This is a genomic window from Pseudomonas sp., from assembly GCF_002796985.1.
GTDB lineage: Bacteria > Pseudomonadota > Gammaproteobacteria > Pseudomonadales > Pseudomonadaceae > Pseudomonas.
This window is the reverse complement of sequence record NZ_PEKX01000020.1, coordinates 170,687-194,152: the sequence shown is the minus strand read 5'-3', so window position 1 is coordinate 194,152 and position 23,466 is coordinate 170,687. Positions and strand designations below refer to the sequence as shown.

Annotated in this window: 19 protein-coding genes and 1 riboswitch; of the genes, 15 read left to right on the top strand and 4 right to left on the bottom strand. The window is 65.9% G+C overall.

Annotated features, from left to right (window positions below; translation table 11 throughout):
- Positions 1-234: 234 nt before the first annotated feature.
- Together CTR55_RS23270 and CTR55_RS23265 are read left to right on the top strand one after the other, a co-directional pair.
- Positions 235-1,308: an ABC transporter substrate-binding protein gene (locus CTR55_RS23270; protein WP_296289767.1), complete on the top strand. Its 1,074-nt coding sequence runs from the start codon at positions 235-237 to the stop codon at positions 1,306-1,308.
- A gap of 54 nt (positions 1,309-1,362) precedes the next feature.
- The gene (locus CTR55_RS23265) at positions 1,363-2,151 is read left to right on the top strand and encodes a class II aldolase/adducin family protein (protein WP_296289765.1); all 789 of its coding nucleotides are present in this window, start codon (positions 1,363-1,365) and stop codon (positions 2,149-2,151) included.
- A gap of 354 nt (positions 2,152-2,505) precedes the next feature.
- Here the strand turns inward: CTR55_RS23265 and CTR55_RS23260 are convergent, their stop codons facing one another.
- Entirely contained in the window at positions 2,506-3,960 is a 1,455-nt protein-coding gene (locus tag CTR55_RS23260) for a TolC family outer membrane protein (RefSeq protein WP_296289763.1), read from the bottom strand.
- Between the two features lie 171 nt (positions 3,961-4,131).
- A riboswitch (TPP riboswitch) is annotated at positions 4,132-4,239 on the top strand.
- 112 nt (positions 4,240-4,351) lie between these two features.
- Here CTR55_RS23260 and thiC point away from each other — a divergent pair.
- Both thiC and cytX read left to right on the top strand, forming a co-directional pair.
- Positions 4,352-6,232 (top strand): phosphomethylpyrimidine synthase ThiC, encoded by a 1,881-nt coding sequence (thiC, locus tag CTR55_RS23255; protein WP_296289760.1) that lies wholly within the window; start codon positions 4,352-4,354, stop codon positions 6,230-6,232.
- Positions 6,233-6,392: 160 nt separating this feature from the next.
- The gene (cytX, locus tag CTR55_RS23250; RefSeq protein ID WP_296289758.1) at positions 6,393-7,679 is read left to right on the top strand and encodes a putative hydroxymethylpyrimidine transporter CytX; all 1,287 of its coding nucleotides are present in this window, start codon (positions 6,393-6,395) and stop codon (positions 7,677-7,679) included.
- Between the two features lie 197 nt (positions 7,680-7,876).
- Here cytX and CTR55_RS23245 read toward each other — a convergent pair whose 3' ends face one another.
- Positions 7,877-8,629: an RsiV family protein gene (locus CTR55_RS23245; protein ID WP_296289757.1), complete on the bottom strand. Its 753-nt coding sequence runs from the start codon at positions 8,627-8,629 to the stop codon at positions 7,877-7,879.
- A 228-nt stretch (positions 8,630-8,857) separates the two neighbouring features.
- Here CTR55_RS23245 and CTR55_RS23240 point away from each other — a divergent pair, with 228 nt between their 5' ends.
- The 11 genes from CTR55_RS23240 (at position 8,858) to CTR55_RS23190 (ending at position 21,259) form a co-directional block, all read left to right on the top strand.
- Positions 8,858-9,475 (top strand): NUDIX domain-containing protein, encoded by a 618-nt coding sequence (locus CTR55_RS23240; protein WP_017520423.1) that lies wholly within the window; start codon positions 8,858-8,860, stop codon positions 9,473-9,475.
- Positions 9,466-9,924, top strand: coding sequence for a DUF1249 domain-containing protein (locus tag CTR55_RS23235; RefSeq protein WP_296289755.1), 459 nt, complete (start codon positions 9,466-9,468; stop codon positions 9,922-9,924). The genes CTR55_RS23240 and CTR55_RS23235 overlap by 10 nt, the downstream gene beginning before the upstream one ends.
- Before the next feature lie 170 nt (positions 9,925-10,094).
- A complete protein-coding gene (gene cpdA / locus CTR55_RS23230; RefSeq protein ID WP_296289753.1) occupies positions 10,095-10,901 on the top strand; it encodes a 3',5'-cyclic-AMP phosphodiesterase in 807 nt (268 codons plus the stop codon).
- 73 nt (positions 10,902-10,974) lie between these two features.
- On the top strand, positions 10,975-11,604 hold the full coding sequence (locus CTR55_RS23225; protein WP_296289752.1) for a YqiA/YcfP family alpha/beta fold hydrolase: 630 nt from the start codon (positions 10,975-10,977) through the stop codon (positions 11,602-11,604).
- A gap of 11 nt (positions 11,605-11,615) precedes the next feature.
- Positions 11,616-13,514, top strand: a complete 1,899-nt coding sequence (gene parE / locus CTR55_RS23220) for a DNA topoisomerase IV subunit B (protein WP_296289750.1) — start codon at positions 11,616-11,618, stop codon at positions 13,512-13,514.
- Positions 13,514-14,554: an esterase-like activity of phytase family protein gene (locus tag CTR55_RS23215; protein ID WP_296289748.1), complete on the top strand. Its 1,041-nt coding sequence runs from the start codon at positions 13,514-13,516 to the stop codon at positions 14,552-14,554. The genes parE and CTR55_RS23215 overlap by 1 nt, the downstream gene beginning before the upstream one ends.
- Positions 14,551-15,075 carry a TIGR02281 family clan AA aspartic protease gene (locus tag CTR55_RS23210; RefSeq protein ID WP_296289746.1) on the top strand — a complete coding sequence of 175 codons (525 nt, stop codon included), beginning with the start codon at positions 14,551-14,553 and terminating at the stop codon, positions 15,073-15,075. Before CTR55_RS23215 ends, CTR55_RS23210 begins: the two co-directional genes overlap by 4 nt.
- Positions 15,076-15,082: 7 nt before the next feature.
- Positions 15,083-17,347, top strand: coding sequence for a DNA topoisomerase IV subunit A (gene parC / locus CTR55_RS23205; protein WP_296289744.1), 2,265 nt, complete (start codon positions 15,083-15,085; stop codon positions 17,345-17,347).
- Positions 17,348-17,497: 150 nt separating this feature from the next.
- On the top strand, positions 17,498-18,220 hold the full coding sequence (locus tag CTR55_RS23200; RefSeq protein ID WP_296289742.1) for an ABC-type transport auxiliary lipoprotein family protein: 723 nt from the start codon (positions 17,498-17,500) through the stop codon (positions 18,218-18,220).
- Positions 18,221-18,464: 244 nt separating this feature from the next.
- Positions 18,465-20,021 carry a glycosyltransferase family 39 protein gene (locus CTR55_RS23195; RefSeq protein WP_296290358.1) on the top strand — a complete coding sequence of 519 codons (1,557 nt, stop codon included), beginning with the start codon at positions 18,465-18,467 and terminating at the stop codon, positions 20,019-20,021.
- A complete protein-coding gene (locus tag CTR55_RS23190) occupies positions 20,021-21,259 on the top strand; it encodes a calcineurin (RefSeq protein ID WP_296290357.1) in 1,239 nt (412 codons plus the stop codon). Before CTR55_RS23195 ends, CTR55_RS23190 begins: the two co-directional genes overlap by 1 nt.
- A gap of 18 nt (positions 21,260-21,277) precedes the next feature.
- On the opposite strand, the gene CTR55_RS23185 is transcribed toward CTR55_RS23190, so the two are convergent.
- Positions 21,278-21,814: a metal-dependent hydrolase gene (locus tag CTR55_RS23185; protein WP_296289741.1), complete on the bottom strand. Its 537-nt coding sequence runs from the start codon at positions 21,812-21,814 to the stop codon at positions 21,278-21,280.
- A 52-nt stretch (positions 21,815-21,866) separates the two neighbouring features.
- On the bottom strand, positions 21,867-23,423 hold the full coding sequence (locus CTR55_RS23180; RefSeq protein ID WP_296289739.1) for an AhpA/YtjB family protein: 1,557 nt from the start codon (positions 23,421-23,423) through the stop codon (positions 21,867-21,869).
- Positions 23,424-23,466 lie beyond the last annotated feature (43 nt).

The window sequence follows — 23,466 nt, the reverse complement described above, 5'->3', positions numbered from 1 at the left end:
TTCAGTTCCGCCCCGGACGCCTCCGGGGTCACCGCGACGTGCTCCACAACAACTACAAGAGGAGAGGCGCATGAACCGTTCCGTACGGTCCCCCCTCGCCTGGCGGGTTCACCCGCTGGCAATCGATTCATCTCTGCCCTGTCTTTCTTGCACCGTGGTTCCGGCGCGCCCGTCCTGCGTGCGTGCGGCCATTCCGGCCGCGCCCGCTGCCACCTACGACCGGGGGTATGCTCGATGACTGTCCACCGCAACAACTTCCACAAGCGCTCCTTCCTCAAGTCCGCCGTCTCACCGCTGCTGGTCGCCCTCGGGCTGTGCTGCGGCGCCGCCCAGGCCGCCGAGAACATGGTGGTGGTCGGTTACGGCGGCGCTGGCCAGAAGGCGCAGGACGCGGCCTTCTTCCAGCCTTTCAGCAAGCAGTCCGGGGTCGGCGTGACCCAGAGCGAATACAACGGCGAGATGGCGCGGATCAAGGTGATGGCCGATACCGGCCACGCCGACTGGGACGTGGTGCAGATCGAGGGCCCGGACCTGGCTCGTGGCTGCGACGAAGGCCTGTTCGTGCCGCTGGACTGGCAGCAGATCGGTGGCAAGGACCAGCTGATCGCCAATGCCGCCAAGGACTGCGGCTCAGCCGCCCTGGTGTGGGGCGTGGCTATCGCCTATGACGCCGACAAGCTCAAGCCGGCGCCGCAGTCCTGGACGGATTTCTGGGACGTGAAGAAATTCCCTGGCAAGCGCGGCCTGCGCAAACGCGCGATCTACAACCTGGAATTCGCCCTGATGGCCGACGGCGTGAAGCCGGCGGACGTCTACAAGGAACTGGGCACCAAGGCTGGCGTCGACCGCGCCTTCGCCAAGCTCAACCAGATCAAGCCCTACGTGCAGTGGTGGGAAGCCGGCGCGCAACCGGCGCAGTGGCTGGCCGCCGGTGACGTGGTGATGACCACCACCTACACCGGGCGCATCGCCGATGCCTACAAGGGCGGACGCAACCTGCAGCTGGTCTGGCCGGGCAGCCTGTACGGCATGGATTACTGGGCGATCATCAAGGGCTCGCAGCACGTCGATGAGGCGAAGCGCTTCATCGCCTTCGCCAACCAGCCCGATGCCCAGGTCGACTACGTGAAACACATTGCGTATGGTCCGACCAACATTCAGGCCGCCGAACGCCTGCCGGCCGACCTCGCCGGCTGGGTGCCGACCTCCACGCAGAATCTGCCCCAGGGCCTGGCGATGGACGATGAGTTCTGGGTCGACCACGGCGAGGAGCTGGAAGAGCGCTTCAACGCCTGGGCCGCCCAATGATCCAGATGCCGGGGCTTTTGCCCCGGCATCTTTTGCCTTGAGGAGAAGTGCACCATGACGTCGCTGCAGGCGCCCAGTCGCGCCACTTGTTCGCCCGAGGAATGGAAGCTGCGCGAGGAGCTGGCGGCCTGCTACCGGCTGATCGCGCACTACCGCATGACCGACCTGATCTTCACCCACATCTCGGTGCGCATTCCCGGTCCCGAACACCATTTCCTGATCAACCCCTACGGCCTGATGTTCGACGAGATCACCGCCTCCAGCCTGGTGAAGATCGACCTCAGCGGCCATGCCGTGGGGCCGTCGCCGTACAAGGTCAACCCGGCCGGCTTCGTGATCCACAGCGCCATTCACGGCGCCCGCGAAGATGCTCAGTGCGTGCTGCATACCCACACCCGCGCGGGTTGTGCGGTGGCGGCGCAGGCCTGCGGGTTGCTGCCGCTGAACCAGATCTCCCTGGAGTTCTACGGACGGCTCGGCTACCACGACTACGAAGGCATCGCCCTGTCGATGGACGAGCAGGAGCGCCTGGTGCGCGACCTGGGCGACCACTTCGGCCTGCTGCTGCGCAACCACGGTCTGCTGACCGTGGGCCAGACGGTGCAGCAGGCGTTCCTGCGCATGTACTACCTGGAGAAGGCCTGCGACATCCAGCTGGCGGCCCAGGCGGGTGGCGAGCTGGTGATTCCGCCGGACGAGGTTTGCCGGCATACCGAGCAGCAATTCAACGCCCCGGCGCGCCCGCTGGCGGAAGGGGAACTGAGCGACCCGGATGGTTATGACCTGGCGTGGTCGGCTTTGCTGAGGATGCTGGATCGGGTGTCGCCGGGTTACCGTGATTGAGCCACGGGTGAGGTTTCGGCGTTGACGTTGAGCGATCGCGGACGGAGTCCGCTCCTACGCCCAGCCTGAACGTAGGAGCGGACTTCGTCCGCGATTGGATTCGCTTTACGCCGAGCCCTCGGCATGAGCAAGGTCGGGACTGGCGGATAACCTGTTCCAGGTTATGCGCCCTACGTCGCCATGCTGCTGAGTGGTTTCTGGCGTTGCGTTGAGCGATCGCGGACGGAGTCCGCTCCTACGCCTGACCTGAACGTAGGAGCGGACTCTGTCCGCGATTGGGTTCGCTTTACGCCGGGCCACCAGCGTGACCAAAGAAAAAGCCCCGCAATCGCGGGGCTTTTTCATGGGGCTGGATCAGTACTTGGCGCCAGCCTTGAGCTGCGCTTCGGCGGCCTTGGCCAGGTCCGGCGGCAGGAAGTCCTTGTCCGGGTTGTAGTCCGGCTTCAGGTAGGCGCCCAGTGCCTCCAGGTCGCTCGGCGCGAGGGTGCCGGCGGTCTGCTTGAGGCTCAGGTTGTCGAGGATGTAGTCGTAGCGGGTGTTGTTGTAATCACGCACCGAGTTGTACAGCGAGCGCTGGGCGTCCAGTACGTCGACGATGTTGCGGGTACCGACCTGGTAACCGATCTCGGTAGCTTCCAGCGAGCTCTGGTTGGAGATGATCGCCTGGCGACGCGCCTTCACCTGCTCCACGTCGGTGTTCACCGCGCGGTGCTGGTTGCGGGCGTCCTGGACCACCTGGCGGCGCTCGCTTTCACGCAGCTGCTCGCTCTGGTTCAGGCGCTGGTAGGCCTCGCGGACCTGGGAGCTGGTCAGGCCACCGCTGTAGATCGGCACGTTCAGTTGCACGCCGATGCTGGTCTGGTCGACGTATTTGCCGTAGTGCGGGTCGCCCGGTATGCCGGAGTTGGCGAAGCCCAGGGCGTCGTTGTCGCCCTTCTGGTACTGGGCCACGGCGTCGACGGTCGGCAGGTGGCCGGCCTTGCGCTGGCGCAGGGTCTCTTCGGCGGCGTCGACCGCGTAGTTGCTGGCCTGCAGGCGCAGGTTCTGCTGCACCGAGGTGTCTACCCAGGCCTTGGCGTCGTTGGGGACGGGCGCCACGACCGGCAGCGAGTGGAGGATGCCCTCGATCGAGCTGTACTCGCGGTTGGTCAGGGTCACCAGGGCCTGGAAGGCGTCATCCACCTGCTGCTCGGCCACCAGGCGGTTGGCCCGCGCGGTGTCGTAGCTGGCCTGGGATTCGAGCACATCGGTCTTGTCGGACAGGCCGACGTCGAAGCGTTCGTTGGACTGGTCGAGCTGGCGCTTGAACGCCGCTTCCTCGGCCTTGCTGGCGGCCAGGTTGTCCTGGGCGCGGAGCACGCCGAAGTAGTTCTGCGCGGTCTGCAGGATCAGTTGCTGCTGGGTCGCGGAGAATTCCAGCTGGGCCTGTTCGGTGGTGTTTTCCGCCGCCTTGAGCTGGAACCAGCGGTCGGCTCGGAACAGCGGCTGGCTCAGGGTCGCCTGTACCAGCTGGGTGTTGCGGTTCAGCGTGGCGCTGGGGGTGTCCAGCGACGTGCGCGTGTTGCCTGTGCTGGCGCCGGCGTTGATCTGCGGCAGCAGGCCGGAGCGCGCCTGGGGCACGGCTTCCTTGCGCGCCATATAGTCGGCCTGGGCGGCGGCGAGGTCGGCGTTATTGTCGACGGCATCTTTATAGACGCTGATCAGGTCCGTCTTGGTGGGCAGAGAGGGTGCGGCCGGAGCGGGCTGTGCAGCCCAGGCAAAGCCTGTCGTTGCGGCTACAGCGACAGCCAGAGAGAGTCTGCGCAGCATTCGTTCATCCTGGAAAGTGATGCGAGGTGAGGCAAGGCTACGGTTGCCGCCGGTGGCGGTCAAGGCGCGTTCGTACGAGCCTTCCGAGGCTGGAGTGTAGTTGCGTGTAGGCAATTGCGCGTTTCGGCCGGGCGGCGTTGGCTTATCCCCGCGCACTTGATTAGACTGCGGGCGTTCTTGTCGGGGTGCCCCATCGTGAGGGGCTGAGATCGGATAATTCCGGATCCCGTTGAACCTGATCGGGTTAGCACCCGCGTAGGGAACAAGAAGTACGCATCCCGCGGCGCATTCCGCCCCGGCCCCAGCCCTTCTCGGGATGCGCTCCTTCGCTGCAGCAAGCAGCTCCTCTCGTCCCAGGTTCTCCCCGGCAATCAACCCCAGGAGAGCCAGGATGAGCACCCAGAAAAACAACGTCACCCGCCTTGAACAGCTGGACCGCCAGTCGACCCAGCCCTTTCCGAATTCGAAGAAGGTCTACCTGACCGGCTCGCGCCCGGACATCCGCGTCCCCGTGCGGGAAATCTCGCTCGCCGACACCCCGACCGCCTTCGGTGGCGAGAAGAACGCCCCGGTGATGGTCTACGACACTTCCGGCCCCTACACCGACCCGGACGTCCACATTGACCTGCGCAAGGGCCTGCCGGACGTGCGTTCGCGCTGGATCGACGAGCGTGGCGACACTGAAATCCTTCCCGGCCTGACCTCCGAGTTCGGCCAGTCGCGCCTGGCCGACGCCAGCCTCGATGCCCTGCGCTTCGCCCACGTGCGCACCCCGCGCCGCGCCAAGGCCGGCGGCAACGTTACGCAGATGCACTACGCGCGCCAGGGCATCATCACGCCAGAGATGGAATACATCGCCATCCGCGAGAACATGAAACTGCAGGAGGCCCGCGCCGCCGGCCTGCTCGACGCGCAGCATCCGGGCCAGAGCTTCGGCGCCAGTATCCAGAAGGAAATCACCGCCGAGTTCGTTCGTGACGAAGTGGCCCGCGGCCGCGCGATCATCCCGGCGAACATCAACCACACCGAACTGGAACCGATGATCATCGGCCGCAACTTCCTGGTGAAGGTCAACGGCAACATCGGCAACAGCGCGCTGGGTTCTTCCATCGAGGAAGAGGTGGAGAAGCTCACCTGGGGCATCCGCTGGGGCGCCGACACGGTGATGGACCTGTCCACCGGCAAGCACATCCACGAGACCCGCGAGTGGATTCTGCGCAACAGCCCGGTACCCATCGGCACCGTGCCGATCTACCAGGCGCTGGAGAAGGTCAATGGCGTCGCCGAGGACCTGACCTGGGAAATCTTCCGCGACACCCTGATCGAACAGGCCGAGCAGGGCGTGGACTACTTCACCATCCACGCCGGCGTGCTGCTGCGTTACGTACCGCTGACCGCCAAGCGCGTCACTGGGATCGTCTCCCGTGGCGGCTCGATCATGGCCAAGTGGTGCCTGGCGCATCACCAGGAGAATTTCCTCTACACGCACTTCGAAGACATCTGCGAAATCATGAAGGCCTACGACGTCAGCTTCTCGCTGGGCGATGGCCTGCGTCCGGGCTCGGTGGCCGACGCCAACGACGCCGCACAGTTCGGCGAGCTGGAGACCCTCGGCGAGCTGACCCGGATCGCCTGGAAGCATGACGTCCAGGTGCTGATCGAGGGCCCCGGCCACGTGCCGATGCACCTGATCAAGGAGAACATGGACAAGCAGCTGGAGTGCTGCGACGAAGCGCCGTTCTACACCCTCGGCCCGCTGACCACCGACATCGCGCCGGGCTACGACCACATCACCTCCGGTATCGGCGCGGCGATGATCGGCTGGTTCGGCTGCGCCATGCTCTGCTACGTCACGCCCAAGGAGCACCTGGGCCTGCCGAACAAGGATGACGTGAAGACCGGCATCATCACCTACAAGATCGCCGCGCATGCCGCCGACCTCGCCAAGGGCCACCCCGGCGCGCAGATCCGCGACAACGCGCTGTCCAAGGCCCGCTTCGAGTTCCGCTGGGAAGACCAGTTCAACCTCGGCCTGGACCCGGACACCGCCCGTGCCTTCCACGACGAGACCCTGCCCAAGGATTCGGCCAAGGTCGCGCATTTCTGCTCCATGTGCGGGCCGAAGTTCTGCTCCATGAAGATCACCCAGGAAGTCCGCGACTACGCCAAGGTGAACGGCCTGACCGACGAGCAGAAGGCCATCGAGGCCGGCTTCCAGGAACAGGCCGCGCGCTTCAAGGACGAAGGTTCGGTGATCTACAAACAGGTGTAAGCCAGCGCCTGCCCTTATCGCTAGGGTGGGCAAACCTGTAGGAGCGAGCTTGCTCGCGAACCGCCCGGCAGCCGAGTCGCCGGATGGCACGGTTCGCGAGCAAGCTCGCTCCTACGAAAAACAAAAAAATCCAATCCAACCTTCGAGCCCTGCACGCATCGTGACCACTACCGCCATCGACTATTCACCGACTTCCGCCGTGGGCAGCGCCCAGCGCGTGCTCGGTCTGCGCGACCTGTTCTCCCTCTGGTTCTCCCTGGGCATCGGCCTGATGGTGCTGCAGACCGGCGCACTGCTCGCGCCGGGCCTGGGCCTGGCCGGTGCGCTGGGCGCGATCCTGCTCGGCACCCTGGTCGGCGTGCTGCTGTTGGCCAGCGCCGGGGTGATCGGCACCGATACCGGCTTGTCCGCCATGGCCTCGCTCAAGCTCAGCCTGGGCAGCCACGGCGCCGCGCTGCCCGCGCTGCTGAACCTGATGCAGCTGATCGGCTGGGGCGCCTTCGAGATCATCGTCATGCGCGATGCCGCCAGCGTGCTGGCGGCCCGTGCCTTGGGTGACGGCGGCGCGTGGACCAGCCCGGCCCTCTGGACCCTGGTATTCGGCGCGCTGGCGACCCTGCTGGCGGTCGCCGGCCCGCTGGCGTTCGTGCGCCGCGTGTTGCGCCGCTGGGGCATCTGGCTGCTGCTCGCCGCGTGCGTCTGGCTGACCTTCGACCTGTTCCAGCGTGCCGACCTGGCTGCGCTCTGGGCCAAGGCTGGTGACGGCTCGCTGTCCTTCGCCGTGGGCTTCGACATTGCCATCGCCATGCCGCTCTCCTGGCTGCCGCTGATTGCCGACTACTCGCGCTTCGGCAAGCGCGCCGGGCATACCTTCACCGGTGCGGCGCTGGGCTTCTTCATCGGCTGCTTCTGGCTGATGGGGCTGGGCGTGGCCTACACCCTGGCGTTCGCCCAGGGCAGCGACGCCAATGCGCTGCTACTGGCGCTGGCCGGCGCCGGCATGGGCATCCCGCTGCTGCTGATCCTGCTCGACGAGTCGGAGAAGGCCTTCGCCGATATCCACTCGGCGGCGGTGTCCAGCGGCATTCTGCTGCCGCTCAAGGTCGAACTACTGGCCCTGGCCATCGGCGTGATCTGCACCCTGATCGCCTGGTTCGCGCCGCTGGCGCAGTACCAGAACTTCCTGCTGCTGATCGGCTCGGTGTTCGCGCCGTTGTTCGGCGTGGTGCTGATCGACCACTTCGTGCTTCGCCGCCGCGCGCCGGCCGCGATTCCCCATGGCCTGCGCTGGGGTTCGCTGCTGGCCTGGGCTGGTGGTGTGGTGGTCTATCACCTGCTGGCGAACTACCAGCCGGACCTGGGCGCGACCCTGCCGGCGCTGGCGGTGGCCGGTGTGCTGCAACTGCTGCTGGGGCGGGTTGGCACGAAGGTGCCGGCTTCTGCGTGATGCGGTTCGCGAGCAAGCTCGCTCCTACAAAAGCCGTTGCATCGGCGCCGAGCCTGTAGGAGCGAGCTTGCTCGCGAACACGCCCAATGCCGGCCTTGTCGGCAGATCGCGGATGAGTCCGTTCCTGCGCACGTGCTGAAACGTGGCGTAGGAGCGGACTCCGTCCGCGATTGGCTACCGGCCGCTGTGAACCTTATCTACTGCGCCCCACGCCCCGGGAAGTAATAGGTTTTCACGATGCCATTCAGGCGCGGATAGGGAATCTTCAGCTCGGGGTGCCCGACCGAGTGCGGGGCGATGCGGTCGATGTCGTACTTGAGCGTCAGCGCGCCGTAGGTCAGGGCGAAATGCGGGGTCGGCTGGAACGGCCAGTCCCTGGAGAAGTTCGGGTCCTGTTCGTCCAGCTTGTTCTGCAGGATCCACGCCTGGTGCGCCATGCGCGCCACCTTCCAGAAGTTGTCCTCCTGGCCGGGCAGAAGAATGTCCTGCAGGGCGAGCACCTTGTGGATCCGTCGATCATAATTGATGAACGCGCGGCCGGGCTGGCCGTACTCGCCGCCGGTGAAGCGATAGCTGGACAGCTCGATGATCACCAGACCGTCATGCTGCTCGCGGATCTTCGCTTGCAGGTAGGAGCTCCAGCCAGGCTGGGCCGAATCCAGGAAGCGTTTCTCGTACAGTTCCAGGTTGGCCGGCGCGGCGCCTTCGCCCTCGCGGGCCAGTTGCAGCAGTTGGGCGTTGATCGCTTCGTTGAGCGCCGGCTCGTCGTCGAATTGGACGGTGTCGAGGTTGAACAGTGGGCATTGTTCGCCCTGGCAACCCGGCTTGGGGTGCTCGAAAGCGATGTGTTGCGCGGCCAGCGGTTCGTCGAGCGCGGGCTTGAACAGGCCCTGGCATGCCCCCAGTAACAGGCTGATGCCGCACAGGGCTGCTAGTTTCAGAAGTCGCATGGGATTCCTTGTCGTTGACGTTCGCCGGCAATGGAGTGGTTCGACCGCCATCGGCGCTGCCGGTTCGGCGGTGGATTATGAACCACTTTGCGAACCCCGGCTGCGTGCGGCGGTCACAGCCATTCTGGCCGTCCGACTGCCCGCGAAAGAGGCTGCGTCGCTCTCGGCGGCGCGATAGGATGGCGCGAAGTTCAACGCACTGTCAGTAGGAACGGGAGTAGGAACGGGATGTCGGAAACGTTCAAGCCAGGCCCCCAGGACATCGAGATCCAGAAGCGCGAGCAGTGCTTCAAGGGCTTCTACAAGGTCGACCGCCTGCACCTGCGGCACCGCCAGTTCGCGGGTGGCATGGGCCCGGTGCTCAAGCGCGAGTTGTTCGTGCGCCACGATGCCGTGTGCGTGCTGCCCTACGATCCGCAACGCGATGAAGTGGTGCTGATCGAGCAGTTCCGCGTCGGCGCCATGGACGCCGGGGTCAATCCCTGGCTGATGGAGCTGGTCGCCGGGCTGATCGACAAGGACGAGGAGCCCGAAGAGGTCGCCCGCCGCGAAGCGGTGGAAGAAGCTGGCTTGACCCTCGGTGCGCTCTGGCCGATCGCCCAGTACCTGCCGTCGCCCGGCGGCAGCAACGAGCTGGTGCACCTGTTCGTCGGCCGCTGCGACAGCAGCAACGCCTCGGGCATCCACGGGCTGGAGGAGGAGGGCGAGGACATCCGCGTCCACGTCATGCCGTTCGAGGAAGCACTGCAGGCCGTGCGTGACGGCCGTATCAACAACGCGGCGAGCATGCTCGCCCTGCAATGGCTGGCGCTCAACCGCGCCGAGGTAAGGGGGCTATGGGTGTGAATCTGCTGCGCGAGCGCTATCGCGTCGACCTGGCGGGTCTGCAGGCGACCTGCGAGGCGAACTACTTGCGCCTGATGCGCCTGTTGCCGGAAATGCGCGAAGCCCAGGTCTCGCGCCGCGTGGCGCTCAGCGAAGGCGAGCGGCTGCTCGGCGTGCTGGCGCTGGACGTGCTCGAAGCCTGCCCGTACACCACGGTTCTGCAAGTGCGCCAGGAGCTGGGGCTGCCCTGGCTGCCCGCGCCCAAGTTGGAAGTGCGGGTGTACCACGACGCGCGCATGGCCGAAGTGGTTGGCGCTGAGCAGGCGCGCCGCCTGCTGGCGATCTACCCCTACCCGAACCAGGCGATGCACCAGCCGGACGAGAAGAACCAGCTCAACCAGTTCCTCGGCGAATGGCTGAGTCATTGCCTGTCCTGCGGCCATGAGCTGGAGCCGGTGCTGCAACGCTGAAATCGCAGTGATGGCGATGTGGCATAGTGGCGCCATGATATCCTGCCCGCCCATCGCCGACTCGTGTCCCTAACTGTGATCTGTGACGCTTTCCCGGTTTGCTCAGGGGGGCGCCTGTCACCATACTTCGTCACGAATTCCCGCACGCCCGCCTCACAGGAGAAGGCGCATTGCCCCAGCCCACCGCTTCAGATTCCGTCCTGGTCGTCCAGCTTTCCGACAGCCACCTGTTCGCGCAAGAGAACGGCCGGCTGCTGGGCATGGACACCGCCGACAGCCTGACTCAGGTCGTGCGCCTGGTCGGCGAGGAGCAACCGGTGATCGACCTGGTGCTGGCCACGGGTGATCTCTCCCAGGATGGCTCGGTCGAGTCCTACCAGCGCTTCCGCGCGATTACCGCGCCGATCGCTGCCGCGACCCGCTGGTTCCCCGGCAATCACGACGAAATGGAGCCGATGCGCGAAGCCGCCGCCGGCACCGATCTGCTCGATCCGGTGATCGACCTGGGCGCCTGGCGAGTGATCCTGCTGGATTCCACCATCCCCGGCGCGGTGCCGGGGCAGGTGACCGATGAACAGGCCGCGTTGCTCGAGCGCGCCATCCAGGCCGCGCCGGACAAGCACCTGCTGATCAGCTTCCATCACCACCCGGTGCCCATCGGCAGCCAGTGGATGGACCGCATCGGCATCTACAACCCGGAAAAGCTCTTCGCCGTGCTGGACCGCTACCCGAACGTGCGCTGCCTGCTCTGGGGGCATGTGCACCAGGAAATCGACAAGATGCGCGGCGACGTGCGCCTGCTGGCCTCGCCGTCCACCTGCGTGCAGTTCACTCCGGGCAGCGAAGACTTCAGCGTCGACAGCCCTGCGCCGGGCTACCGCTGGTTGCGCCTGCTGTCGGACGGGGGCGTGGAGACCGGTGTGTCGCGGGTGACCGACATCGCGTTCGAGATCGACTACAGCGTCAAGGGTTATTGAACCGTCGCCAGGAGCAGCTTGCGACGCTGCCCCACTTGCGGCATGCCACTTGCAGCTTGTAGCCTCCCGGCCCATGACCGCATTCCTCTATATCCACGGATTCAACAGTTCGCCCGGCTCGCAGAAGGCGCGCCAGTTCACGGCCGCCATGGAGCGCCTGGATCTGGCCGAGCATGTGCGCGTGCCCGCACTGCACCACCATCCGCGCAAGGCCATGGCGCAACTGGAATCCGCCGTCGCCGAACTGGGCCAGCCGCTGCTGATCGGCAGCTCCCTGGGCGGCTACTACGCGACTTGTCTTGCCGAGCGCCATGGCCTCAAGGCCGTGCTGATCAACCCGGCCGTGGCGCCGCACCGGCTGTTCGACGGTCAGCTCGGCCCGCAGACCAACTACTACAGCGGCGAGACCTGGGAACTGACCCTGGACCACGTCGCCGCGCTGGCGGAGCTGGAAGTCCCGGCGCCGACCGACGGCTCGCGCTACCAGGTGTGGCTGCAGACCGCCGACGAAACCCTCGACTACCGCGCCGCCGAGCGCTACTACCGGGCTGCTGCGCTGCGCATCGAGTCCGGCGGCGACCACAGCTTCCAGCGCTTCGTCAGCCATCTGCCGGCACTCCTGGCCTTTGCCGGCGTGCCGTCCAGCCAGTGGCGCGACGTCGACTTTGCCGCCTTTGAAGCCATCACCTCTTCGACTGATTAAGCAGGAACCCCATGGCCCAGCAGAACGCCTATAACGCAGACGCCATCGAGGTTCTCTCCGGCCTCGATCCGGTGCGCAAGCGCCCGGGCATGTACACCGACACCTCGCGGCCCAACCACCTGGCCCAGGAAGTCATCGACAACAGCGTCGACGAAGCCCTCGCCGGGCACGCCAAGAGCGTGCAGGTGATCCTCCACGAGGACAACTCGCTGGAAGTGATCGACGACGGCCGCGGCATGCCGGTGGATATCCACCCCGAAGAGGGCGTGCCCGGTGTCGAGCTGATCCTCACCAAGCTGCATGCCGGCGGCAAGTTCTCCAACAAGAACTACCAGTTCTCCGGCGGCCTGCACGGCGTCGGTATCTCGGTAGTGAACGCGCTGTCGACCCTGGTCGAGGTACGGGTCAAGCGTGACGGCAACGAATACCGCATGACCTTCGCCGACGGCTTCAAGTCCAGCGACCTGGAAGTGGTCGGCACCGTCGGCAAGCGCAACACCGGCACCAGCGTGCACTTCTGGCCGGACGCCAAGTACTTCGACTCGCACAAGTTCTCCGTCAGCCGCCTCAAGCATGTGCTCAAGGCCAAGGCCGTGCTCTGCCCGGGCCTGCTGGTGAGCTTCGAGGACAAGTCCAGCGGCGAGCGCATCGAATGGCACTTCGAGGACGGCCTGCGTTCCTACCTGGTCGACTCGGTCTCGGAAAACCTGCGCCTGCCTGACGAGCCGTTCTGCGGCACGCTGGCCGGCAACAAGGAAGCGGTGGACTGGGCCCTGCTGTGGCTGCCCGAGGGGGGCGAATCGCTGCAGGAAAGCTACGTCAACCTGATTCCCACCGCCCAGGGCGGCACCCACGTCAACGGCCTGCGCCAGGGCCTGCTGGACGCGATGCGCGAGTTCTGCGAATTCCGCAACCTGCTGCCGCGCGGCGTGAAGCTGGCCCCGGAAGACGTCTGGGAACGTATCGCCTTCGTCCTCTCGATGAAGATGCAGGAGCCGCAGTTCTCCGGCCAGACCAAGGAGCGCCTGTCCTCTCGCGAGGCTGCCGCGTTCGTCTCCGGCGTGGTCAAGGATGCCTTCAGCCTGTGGCTCAATGCGCACCCCGAGCTGGGCCTGCAACTGGCCGAGCTGGCCATCAGCAACGCCGGCCGTCGCCTCAAGGCGGGCAAGAAGGTCGAGCGCAAGAAAATTACCCAGGGCCCGGCGCTGCCCGGCAAGCTGGCCGATTGCGCCGGCCAGGACCCGATGCGCGCCGAGCTGTTCCTGGTGGAAGGTGACTCCGCCGGTGGTTCGGCCAAGCAGGCGCGCGACAAGGAGTTCCAGGCGATCCTGCCGCTGCGCGGGAAGATCCTCAACACCTGGGAAGTCGATGGCGGCGAAGTACTGGCGAGCCAGGAAGTGCACAACATCGCCGTGGCCATCGGCGTCGATCCAGGCTCGGCCGATCTTGGCGAACTGCGCTACGGCAAGGTCTGCATCCTCGCCGACGCCGACTCCGACGGCCTGCACATCGCCACGCTGATCTGCGCCTTGTTCGTCCGTCATTTTCGCCCGCTGGTGGATGCCGGCCACGTCTACGTCGCGATGCCGCCGCTCTACCGCATCGACCTGGGCAAGGAAATTTTCTACGCCCTGGATGACGGTGAGCGTGATGGCATCCTTGATCGCCTGGTTGCCGAAAAGCGCCGCGGCAAGCCGCAGGTCACCCGATTCAAGGGCCTGGGCGAGATGAACCCGCCGCAGCTGCGCGAAACCACCATGGACCCCAATACCCGTCGTCTGGTGCAGCTCACCCTGGAAGACGCCGAGGGCACCCTGGAGATGATGGATATGCTGCTGGCCAAGAAGCGCGCTGGCGACCGCAAGTCCTGGCTGGAAACCAAGGGTAACCTCGCGGAGGTGCTGGCCTGATGCGTTGGCTGCTGGCCTGCTCCTGGCTGTTGGCTGGTCTGGCGATGGCCGCCCAGCCCGCGGTCGAATCGCCGAAGACGGCTGCCCCGTTGGCCGCTCCCAGTGCGCCGGCTTCGTTGCTGTTCGTCGCCGAGCACCCGGTGGAAGGCATGCCCCGCGGCAACCTTTCAGGGCTAGCGCTGTGCGGCAGCGAGATGTGGACGATATCCGACCGCGACGACGACCGTATTTACCGCCTGCTGATCGATGAGCAACCGGGCAAGGCCTGGCAGGCCACCGCCGAACCCTTCGTGGTACCGGGCACGCCGGAAAGCGGCCTGTCCTGGGGCACCCGCGCGCGGGTCAGCATCGGTGGGTTATTGCGCGGTGGCGCCATGGATTTCGAGGGCATCAGCTGCGACCAGGCGGGCAACCGTTATGTGGTCAGCGAAGGCTATGCGGCCGTGCTGCTGCTGCCCGCTGTCGGCGAGCCGAGCTGGCTGCCGCTACCGCAGAGCCTGATGCGCCAGGCGCGTGCCAGCGGCCTGCTGATGGAATTCAATGCGCTCTATGAAGGCATCGCCGTCAGCGCCGATGGCAAGCAGATGTGGCTGGCCGCCGAGCGTCAGCGCCGCGGCCTGCTCAAGGTGCATAACGAGAACGGCACCTGGAAGTGCGATGGCAACTGCGTGATGCTCAGCGAAGGCGGCACTGCGCTGCCGCCGCCGGAGCTGGGGGCTGAGCGTGCGCTGCCGATCGATTTCTCCGACCTCGTGGTCTACAAGGACAAGCTGTTCACCCTGGAGCGCCTGGCACACCAGATCTGCCGCCGCGATGCGAAAACCGGTGTGCAGGAGCTCTGCTGGTCCTTCGCCGCCGGCGCGCTGGCCCCGGAGCGGCGCTACGACCTGCCTTATGGCGTGGCCGAAGCGCTGATCCTCGACGATCAGGGCGCCTGGATCGGCCTGGACAACGGTGAGCATGCCCGCGCCGATGGCGATGGGCGCCCCTACGTGCTGCGCTTCGCGGCGCCGGCCGGTGGCTGGCTCGGTGGCAAATGAACGACGCGGTGCCGGGCAAGCGGATCGGCAAGATCATGATGTTCCTCGCCTGGGGCGCGGGCATCCTGCTTGCTACCCGCTATTTCGGCGCTTGGGAAACCCGCCAGCACAACCCCAACCCGCAGCCGCAATCGACCCGTGGCGACGGCTATGTGGAAGTGCGGCTGATCGGCAATCGCGCCGGTCACTACGTGATGGACGGCAGGATCAGTGGCGAGACGGTGACCTTCATGCTCGACACCGGTGCCACCCAGGTAGCCCTCCCGCAGCGTCTGGCCGACCGGCTCGGCCTGCCGCGCGGGCTGCCCGTCACCCTGGACACCGCCAACGGCCGCAGCCAGGGCTGGCGCACACGCCTGCCCAGCCTGCAGCTTGGCGACATCCGCCTGACCGATGTGCCGGCGCTGATCGCGCCGGGCATGGAAGGCGACGAGGTGCTGCTTGGCATGAGCGCCTTGAGACAACTCGATTTCACCCAGCAGGACGGCACCCTGGTGCTGCGCCAGCGATCTACACCGTGAGGCACGCATGAGCGAAACCCTCGATCTGAGTCTGGAGGGCGTGGAGCGCCGGTCACTGGCCGACTTCACCGAACAGGCTTACCTGAACTATTCCATGTACGTGATCATGGACCGTGCCCTGCCGCATATCGGCGACGGCCTGAAGCCGGTGCAGCGGCGCATCATCTACGCGATGAGCGAGCTGGGCCTGGACGCGGACTCCAAGCACAAGAAGTCGGCGCGTACCGTCGGTGACGTGCTGGGTAAATACCATCCCCACGGTGACTCGGCGTGCTACGAAGCCATGGTGCTGATGGCCCAGCCGTTCTCCTACCGCTATCCGCTGGTGGACGGCCAGGGCAACTGGGGTGCGCCGGACGATCCCAAGTCCTTCGCCGCCATGCGTTACACCGAGGCCCGTCTGTCGCGCTATGCCGAGACCCTGCTCTCCGAGCTGGGCCAGGGTACTGCGGACTGGGTGCCGAACTTCGACGGCACCCTGGACGAGCCGGCCGTACTGCCGGCGCGGCTGCCCAACCTCCTGTTGAATGGCACCACCGGTATCGCCGTGGGCATGGCCACCGACATTCCGCCGCACAACCTGCGCGAAGTGGTGGCCGCCTGTATCCGTCTGCTGGATGAGCCCAGCGCCACTGTCGCCGACCTGATCGAGCATGTGCAGGGGCCGGATTTCCCCACCGAGGCGGAAATCATCACCCCGCGCGCCGACCTGCAGAAGATCTACGAAACCGGCCGTGGCTCGGTGCGCATGCGCGCCGTGTACCGTGTCGAGGACGGCGACATCGTGGTTACCGCACTGCCGCACCAGGTCTCCGGGGCCAAGGTGCTGGAGCAGATCGCCGGCCAGATGCAGGCCAAGAAGCTGCCGATGGTGGCTGACCTGCGCGACGAGTCTGACCACGAGAACCCGACCCGCATCGTCATCATCCCGCGCTCCAACCGCGTGGATGCCGAAGAGCTGATGACCCACCTGTTCGCCACCACCGACCTGGAAAGTTCGTACCGGGTGAACATGAACGTTATCGGCCTGGACGGCAAACCCCAGGTCAAGGACCTGCGCCAGGTGCTCAGCGAGTGGCTGACCTACCGCACCGACACCGTGCGCCGCCGCCTGCAGTTCCGCCTGGACAAGGTCGAGAAGCGCCTGCATCTGTTGGACGGTTTGCTGGTGGCTTTCCTCAATCTCGACGAAGTCATCCATATCATCCGCACCGAGGACCAGCCCAAGCCGGTCCTGATGCAGCGTTTCGAGCTCTCCGAGCTGCAGGCCGACTACATCCTCGACACCCGCCTGCGTCAGCTGGCGCGCCTGGAAGAGATGAAGATCCGTGGCGAGCAGGACGAGCTGGCCAAGGAGCGCACCAAGCTGCTGGCCATCCTTGGCTCCAATGCCAAGCTGCGCAAACTGGTGCGTGACGAGTTGATCGCCGACGCCGAAACCTACGGCGACAACCGCCGTTCACCCATCGTCGCCCGCGCCGAAGCCCGCGCCCTGTCGGAAACCGAGCTGATGCCGACCGAGCCGGTGACCGTGGTGCTCTCCGAGAAGGGCTGGGTGCGTTGCGCGAAGGGCCACGACATCGATGCCACCGGGCTGTCGTACAAGGCCGGTGACGGCTTCAAGGTGGCCGCGCCGGGCCGCTCGAACCAGTACGCGGTGTTTATCGACTCCACCGGGCGCAGCTACTCGCTGGCGGCCCACAGCTTGCCATCCGCCCGTGGCCAGGGCGAACCGCTGACCGGCCGCCTGACGCCGCCGCCCGGCGCATCCTTCGATCGTGTGCTGCTGCCCGAAGACAGTGCGCTGTATGTGCTGGCCTCCGACGCCGGCTACGGCTTCGTCGCCAGGGGCGAGGACATGCAGGCCAAGAACAAGGCCGGCAAGGCGCTGCTCAGCCTGCCCAATGGTGCGCAGGTCATGGCGCCGCGCCCGGTCGCTGACCTCGAACAGGACTGGATTGCGGCCGTCACCACCGAAGGCCGCCTCCTGCTGTTCAAGGTTTCCGACCTGCCGCAGCTGGCCAAGGGCAAGGGCAACAAGATCATCAGCGTGCCGGGCGAGCGCGTGGCGAGTCGCGAGGAGTACCTCACCGACCTCGCCGTGCTTCCGGCGGGCGCAACCCTGGTGCTGCAAGCGGGCAAGCGGACGCTCTCCCTCAAGGGGGACGACCTGGAGCACTACAAGGGTGAAAGGGGGCGTCGAGGCAACAAACTGCCGCGCGGTTTCCAGCGGGTGGACGCCTTGCTGGTAGAATCGCTGTCTCAGGATTGAAACGCGGCTCGATACATTCTGCCTCTGGAGCTGAGGCGCCGGTTAAGGGATGATACGTCCCTTTGGCTACTGGCGCCTCGGCGCGTTGCCTGAAGTTATGTTGAATTTGTTGGATGTAGCGCCGAAATTCGGCGAATGACGGTGAACCGGATGAGCGCTCTGCGCGCCTTGGCCTTTCTTTCCCTCGCCAGCCTCCTTGGGCTGGCGGGTTGTGCAGTCAATCGACCGACCCAGTTGTACCAGCTGGACGCGGGTGCGGTTCCTGTGCCGACCCGTGACAACGGTGCCGCTGTATTGCTCGGGCCGGTGTCCCTGGCCGATTACCTGAAGCGCGAGACCATGGTCCAGCGTCAGGCCGACGGTATCCTCAATCTGTCGACCGACGCCCGCTGGGCCGGTAGCCTGGAAACCAACGTCAGCCAGCAACTGATGCGTCTGCTCTCGGGCGAGCTGGACAGCACCCGACTGGCGCTGTTCCCGGAAAAGCCCGGCTTCACCCCGCAGGTGCAGGTCATGCTGACCATTAGCCGCCTGGACTCCGGCCCCAAGGAGCCGGCGGTACTGGAGGCGCGCTGGCGCCTGCTCGACCAGAAGGGTGAGTTGCGCGACAGCCGCGTCTTCCGTGAGGAAGAGGCGCACTCGGGCAGCGTGCAGGATCAGGTGCGCGCCCAGGGTGACCTGCTGCGCAAGCTGTCCGTGCAGTTGGCCCGTGACGTGCGTCCGGTTGCCTCGGCGGTCGCCGAGCAGCAGGCGGCACCGTCGCGCAAGCCGGCGGTGGCAAACACCGAGCAGACGGCCAAGCCGAAGGAGGAGGGGCCGAAGATCCCGCTGGTGGTGCCGATCCGCACCGACGTCGAGGTCTATCGCTTCTGAGTCGACTTTCGTCGACCACAGCACTCGCGGCCCGCACAGCATTGCTTTGCGGGCCGTTTGGCTTCTGCCGTGGCCGGTTTTGACATCTTCTTGACGGCTCTCGTGTTATCTACGGGCGCTTGTGCAGGCTATTGGCGCCCGGACGTTTCCGCGCGAAGCCTGTGAGAGATTACCCGTGTCGTCATTCCCCCCAACCTCCGGTGTTCAGGCGGACACCGCCCTGAGTCGTCAGACGCTTTGCGTGATGCTGGCTGCACTGGTGCTGTTCCTGCTCGGCGTGCAGGGTGATGCCTTCGTTGGCTTCGACTCGCGCTTCGTGCTGTTCGCCCGCGAAATGCTGCGCCATGGGCCCACCTGGTTCCCGACCACCTACGGCGCCCCTTATCCGGACTATCCCGCTACCGCGACCTTCCTGACCTACCTGCTGTCGCTGCCGCTGGGCCGGGTCACCGAGTTCACCGCCTGGCTGCCCACCGCGCTGGCCGGGGCGATCTGCACCGGTGTGGTCTACCGCCTGGTGGCGCCGTTCTCCCGTTCCTGGGCGCTGATCAGCGTGGCGATGCTGCTGCTCACCGCCACCTTCGTCAGCGAGACGCGGGCGGTGTCCCTCGACCTGATGGTTGCGGCCGTGGGGCTTCTGGCCTTCTACGTGGCGTTCCACGCCGAGCGTCACGGCGTGCCCGGATTGCTGCTGCGCCTGTTGCCACTGCTCCTTGTCGGCTTTGCGCTGCGAGGCCCGTTGGGGGTGGTGGTGCCGGCAGGCATGGTGTGCAGTCAGTTGCTGCTGGATCGCCGCTGGAAGCCGCTGCTCGCCTTCTCCGCGAGCGCACTGGCGCTGTTGGTTCTCTGCGTTTTCCTGTTGGTCGCCCTGGCGCGCTCCGCAGGCGGTGATGCCTTCGTGCAGGATGTCCTGCAGATGCAGGTGATCGGTCGCCTGGACGGCTCCGCCGGCTCCAGCGATTCGTTGTATTACTTCCGCAGCTCGCTGGGCAACTACGCGCTGGCCTTCCCGTTGGCGCTGCCGGCGCTCGCACTGATCTGGCAGCAGCGCCGCGAGCCGGCGTTCCGCCTGGTGGCCGGCTGCACCCTGGCGGCGCTGGTGGTCATGGCTGGTCTGTCGGTACCGCAGGCGAAGAAGGCCCGCTACATCATCGCGCTGGCGCCGCTGGCGGCTATCGTCGCGGGGTATCCGTTCATGGTGGCGGGCAGCCGGCTCGCGCAGGCACTGCGCGGACTGTTGCGCGTGCTGTGGATAGCCTTGCCGGTTCTGCTGCTGGCCGGGCTGTGGTTGGCCTGGAAGCGTTACCCGCAGGAGCTTGCCGCGCTGGGCTGGCGCTTGCCGGCGTGTATCGTGGTGCTCGCCGCGCTGCTGGCTTTCGGCGCGCTGCGCTGGCGGCGCCCGGCGACACTGGCCCTGGGGGCGGCGCTGGCATTGTGGGCGAGCTACATCCTGGTCTTCGAACCGGTGGAGCACCGACTGTACGACAGCCAGGCATTCTCCCTCGAAGTGGCTCGCCAGCTCGATGCGCAGCCCGCGCCCCTGGTGCTCTATGGCATGGCGCCCGATGCGCGGGCGATCAAGCTGATGGTCAACCTCGACCGCGATCTGCAGCCGCTGTTCCTCGATCACCCCGAGCAATTGGCCGCTCAGCAAGGGCCGTTCTACCTGATGCTCGAGGCTCGCGATGCCGAGCGTATCGCCGCGTCCTTGCCTGCGCACTCGCAGCAACTGCTCGAGGGCTCGTTCGACAAGGACTCTTACCGCCTGCTGCGCCTTCCTGGAGCGGGCTCTTCGCCGTGATGAAAGCACTGACCTCCCTGCTGGCATGCTGTCTGTTGCTGGTCGGCTGCAACGATTCCGATACCCAGGACGTTGTCGAGCGGGATCAGGCGTTCTTCCGCCAGCACCCGCTGCCACCTCTGGAGATCGTCTCGGGTGGCGGCAGCTTCGTGCTGCCGTTGCTGCCTGACACCCAGTTCTATGCGGAAAACAACCACCGCAAGCGCCACCTGTTCCGCAGCGAGCAGCGTTTCCCCGACTTGCCGTATCAGCCCGCGCTGGCGTTCTTCGCCCAGACCTTCTGGTTGGCCAAGTACGCCGAGGTTCTGCAGGTTCCGCTGGTCGTGCATCTGGGGGATGTGGTGGAGAACGCCGGCGTCGCTACCCAGTGGCAGACCGCCAGCGGTGCCATGCGTACGTTGGAAGAGCGGGGTGTGCCCTACAGCATCGCCACGGGCGAGCGTGACGTACACGAGGAAGCGAGCTCGGACGACCGCCGCTCCTTCCTCGATCGCTTCAAGGATCACTTCGGGCCGGAGCGTGCGGCGTGGCAGAGCACTTACGTCGGTAGCGATCCCAAGGGCCTGAGCCAGGTGCACCTGTTCCAGCGTTATGGCCAGACGTTCTTGCTGCTGGCGCTGGACTGGAATCCTTCGCAGGCCACTCTGGCCTGGGCGCAGAGCGTCATCGACGAGCATCCCCGCGTGCCGGTCATTCTCGCTTCGCATAGCATCCTGCGGCGAAACGCCGGCGGTGCGGCGGAACTTTCCCGCGAGGACAACGCCAGTGGAGCGCTGCTCTGGGATCGGCTCATTCGCCGTAACGACCAGATATTCCTCACCCTGAACGCCCATGCCGATGGTGCCGCGCATGTGCGGATGCTCAACGACCTGGGGCACAGCGTGGACATGGTGATGGTCGACTACCAGCACCAGTATCTGGGGGGCAACGGCCTGTTGCAGTTGCTGGAGCTGGACCTGCGACGCAACCATCTTGGAGCGCTGTCTCTGTCGCCCTGGGTGATGTGGAAGCGTCAGGTCTATCCGCAGGCCTACAAGCCTTGTGCGTCACCGCAGGCGCTGCGTGACTGCGACCAGTTGATGCCGGCAGACTCGCCCGGCTGGGACAATCAGTTCCAGGTCGAGCTGGATTACCAGGCGCGATTCAGCGGCTTCCACGGCTATAGCGCACAGCTGCCGCTACAGAGTTCTCAGGCACCGCTGCTGGAGCAGCTCCAGGCGCAACTCGGCAAGCGCTGAGTCAGGCGTTGCGACGAGTCAGTCGTTGCGAAAAAGCTGGCGGCGCAGGCCAATACCGGCCAGCGCCACGGCCAGGCAGGGCACCCAGATCCAGCGTGCTTCGGAGATCAGCACTTCGAGCCCGCGCGCGCTGAAGAATCGCGACAGGCCGATGGGTGACACTTCGATGGGGTGAAGCGGCAGGAAGTAGCGCTGCTCGCTCCAGGGCCAGAACCAGGCGACCCCCAGCCCCCCGTCGGTCATGGCATCCAGTGCACTGTGGGAGGCGGTCGCCAGGCTGATCCACAGCCCTGCCTTCAACGGGCCGCTGCCCAGCAGGCGGCAGCTCAGGGCCCCCAAAACACCCATGCAGGCCGCAAACAGCAGTGAATGGCTGAATCCGCGATGGCCGAAGGCGTCGTGGTAGGCAATGCCCAGCTTGAAGGCGACCACGTCAAGGTCGGGCAGGCAGGCGGCGAGCATGCCGGCCAGCAGCAGGCGCGGCGGGATGAAGCGCGAGCCGAGCGCAAGACCGGCGGCCAGCACCGGCAGTGGGTGGGTGATCAGGGTGGTCATGGAATCCTTTCCACGAGGGGCCAGGCGGCCCCACCTCTCTTTCTATTGGGGGTCAGGTGGTGCGCAGGGCGCGCATGCGCGAGAGCTGGCGCTCGAGCATGGAAGGGTAAGGCTCTTTCAGCCATTCCACGCAGCAGGCGTTTTCTGGGCTGGCGATAGGACGGATGCGCGCGCGCTCACGGACTTTTTCATCGTCGCCGATGGATTTTTCCACCAGCAACAAGTTGCGGCTGTGCTGGCTGAGTGCCAGGGCGTCCTGGGCGGCTGTGTCCTGCAACAGCTCGGTCTGTTCCAGGTCGGCGACATCTTCGCCCAGTACCAGGCCCAGTTGCAGTTGCAGGGTAATGCCGCTATCGGCCACTTCGATCTGCAGCGCATGGCCCAGCGCGCGCATCAGCTCGCCACAGCACAGGGCGTTGGTGAGGAATTCCTCGTCCTGGTCGCGGCTGTGGAAAAGGATCAGGCTGCCGCCATCGTTGAGGGTGAACAGCGTGCCCTTGTACAGGCGCGCGGCTTGCTCCAGGCAGTCGCGATAGCGTTGCAGCAGGTCGACCAGGCGGGCGCGTGGCAGGCGGCGCAATTGCTCCTGGGCCCCCAGCTGCACGGCCAGTACGGCGCTGGTGCCGGCGGAGAGAGGTTCCGGTTCGGCTTCGGGCTCCTCCTCGACGCCGATTTCGTCGTCCGCTTCCTCCTCCACGACGGCCTCGAACTCTTCCTCGGGGAAGTCGTCGTCGGCAGCGGCCTTGCGGTGCGCGGCAGTTGCGAGCAGTTCGTCGTCGGAGAAAATGTTCTCATCGAACTCGTGTTCGTCAGTGGCACCGGCTTTTTCCAGCGTAGGCTCCTTCCCGGCCGTCTTGGCGGAGGCCTTCGGGCGTGGCGCAGGAGTGCTGACTACCGGCTCGGGAGCGGGCGGCTTCTCGGGCGCCAGGCGCGCCTGCAACTGGCGGGCGAGGTCGCCGATCTCGTTCTGCAGGCCGGCGCCCGGAGCGCTGTCGTCCGGGTCGCGCAGCCAGACGCGAAGTTGTAACAGCGGTGTGGAAATCTGCCGGCCCAGACGCAGGCCGAAGGTCAGGGTGAGCAGCAGCAGGATCAGGCTGATCAGCCCCATGCTCTGCAGGCTGACAGTCATCGGCTGCTCGAACTGGTGCATGTCGAGGCTGATACGCAGGTGGCCGGCGATCACTTCCTGGAAGGTGATGGGCGTGGAGTACAGGCCCTCGGTGTCGCCCAGCAGGCCCTGCTTGGGCCGCGTGCCGGACTCGGCAAGGATGCGGTTGTCCACGCTGTAGATCGCCGCGTGGGCAACCAGCGGATTCTTGGTCAGGTTGTTGAGCAGCACATTGAGGCTGAGGATGTCGTTGGACACCAGCAGCTCCGTGGCGGACTGAGCCGTCTGTGTGGTCAGGCTCTGCCCAAGGGCGTCGGCCTGTTGCTGCATGGCCTGCTTGAACTGCAAACCCATCACGCAGGCGTAGATCACCAGGGCCGCAGCCACCAGCAACAGGCCGTGGATGGCGATCCGCAGAGCGATCGGCACGCGCCGCTGGCGCAGGGCGTGGAAGAGCAGCAGGAAGAAATTGTCGGGCTTGACGGAGGTGGGCCGGGTCACAGCGGGCTCGGTCTTCTTTAGGGCAGATGCGGAGCAGTATAAC

Excerpts from the sequence above, each read along its gene's own strand:
- CTR55_RS23270 (WP_296289767.1), top strand. The coding sequence starts at position 235 with ATGACTGTCCACCGCAACAACTTCCACAAGCGCTCCTTCCTCAAGTCC.
- CTR55_RS23265 (WP_296289765.1), top strand. The coding sequence starts at position 1,363 with ATGACGTCGCTGCAGGCGCCCAGTCGCGCCACTTGTTCGCCCGAGGAA.
- CTR55_RS23260 (WP_296289763.1), bottom strand. The coding sequence starts at position 3,960 with ATGCTGCGCAGACTCTCTCTGGCTGTCGCTGTAGCCGCAACGACAGGC.
- thiC (WP_296289760.1), top strand. The coding sequence starts at position 4,352 with ATGAGCACCCAGAAAAACAACGTCACCCGCCTTGAACAGCTGGACCGC.
- CTR55_RS23245 (WP_296289757.1), bottom strand. The coding sequence starts at position 8,629 with ATGCGACTTCTGAAACTAGCAGCCCTGTGCGGCATCAGCCTGTTACTG.
- CTR55_RS23240 (WP_017520423.1), top strand. The coding sequence starts at position 8,858 with ATGTCGGAAACGTTCAAGCCAGGCCCCCAGGACATCGAGATCCAGAAG.
- CTR55_RS23235 (WP_296289755.1), top strand. The coding sequence starts at position 9,466 with ATGGGTGTGAATCTGCTGCGCGAGCGCTATCGCGTCGACCTGGCGGGT.
- CTR55_RS23225 (WP_296289752.1), top strand. The coding sequence starts at position 10,975 with ATGACCGCATTCCTCTATATCCACGGATTCAACAGTTCGCCCGGCTCG.
- parE (WP_296289750.1), top strand. The coding sequence starts at position 11,616 with ATGGCCCAGCAGAACGCCTATAACGCAGACGCCATCGAGGTTCTCTCC.
- CTR55_RS23215 (WP_296289748.1), top strand. The coding sequence starts at position 13,514 with ATGCGTTGGCTGCTGGCCTGCTCCTGGCTGTTGGCTGGTCTGGCGATG.
- CTR55_RS23210 (WP_296289746.1), top strand. The coding sequence starts at position 14,551 with ATGAACGACGCGGTGCCGGGCAAGCGGATCGGCAAGATCATGATGTTC.
- parC (WP_296289744.1), top strand. The coding sequence starts at position 15,083 with ATGAGCGAAACCCTCGATCTGAGTCTGGAGGGCGTGGAGCGCCGGTCA.
- CTR55_RS23200 (WP_296289742.1), top strand. The coding sequence starts at position 17,498 with ATGAGCGCTCTGCGCGCCTTGGCCTTTCTTTCCCTCGCCAGCCTCCTT.
- CTR55_RS23195 (WP_296290358.1), top strand. The coding sequence starts at position 18,465 with ATGCTGGCTGCACTGGTGCTGTTCCTGCTCGGCGTGCAGGGTGATGCC.
- CTR55_RS23190 (WP_296290357.1), top strand. The coding sequence starts at position 20,021 with ATGAAAGCACTGACCTCCCTGCTGGCATGCTGTCTGTTGCTGGTCGGC.
- CTR55_RS23185 (WP_296289741.1), bottom strand. The coding sequence starts at position 21,814 with ATGACCACCCTGATCACCCACCCACTGCCGGTGCTGGCCGCCGGTCTT.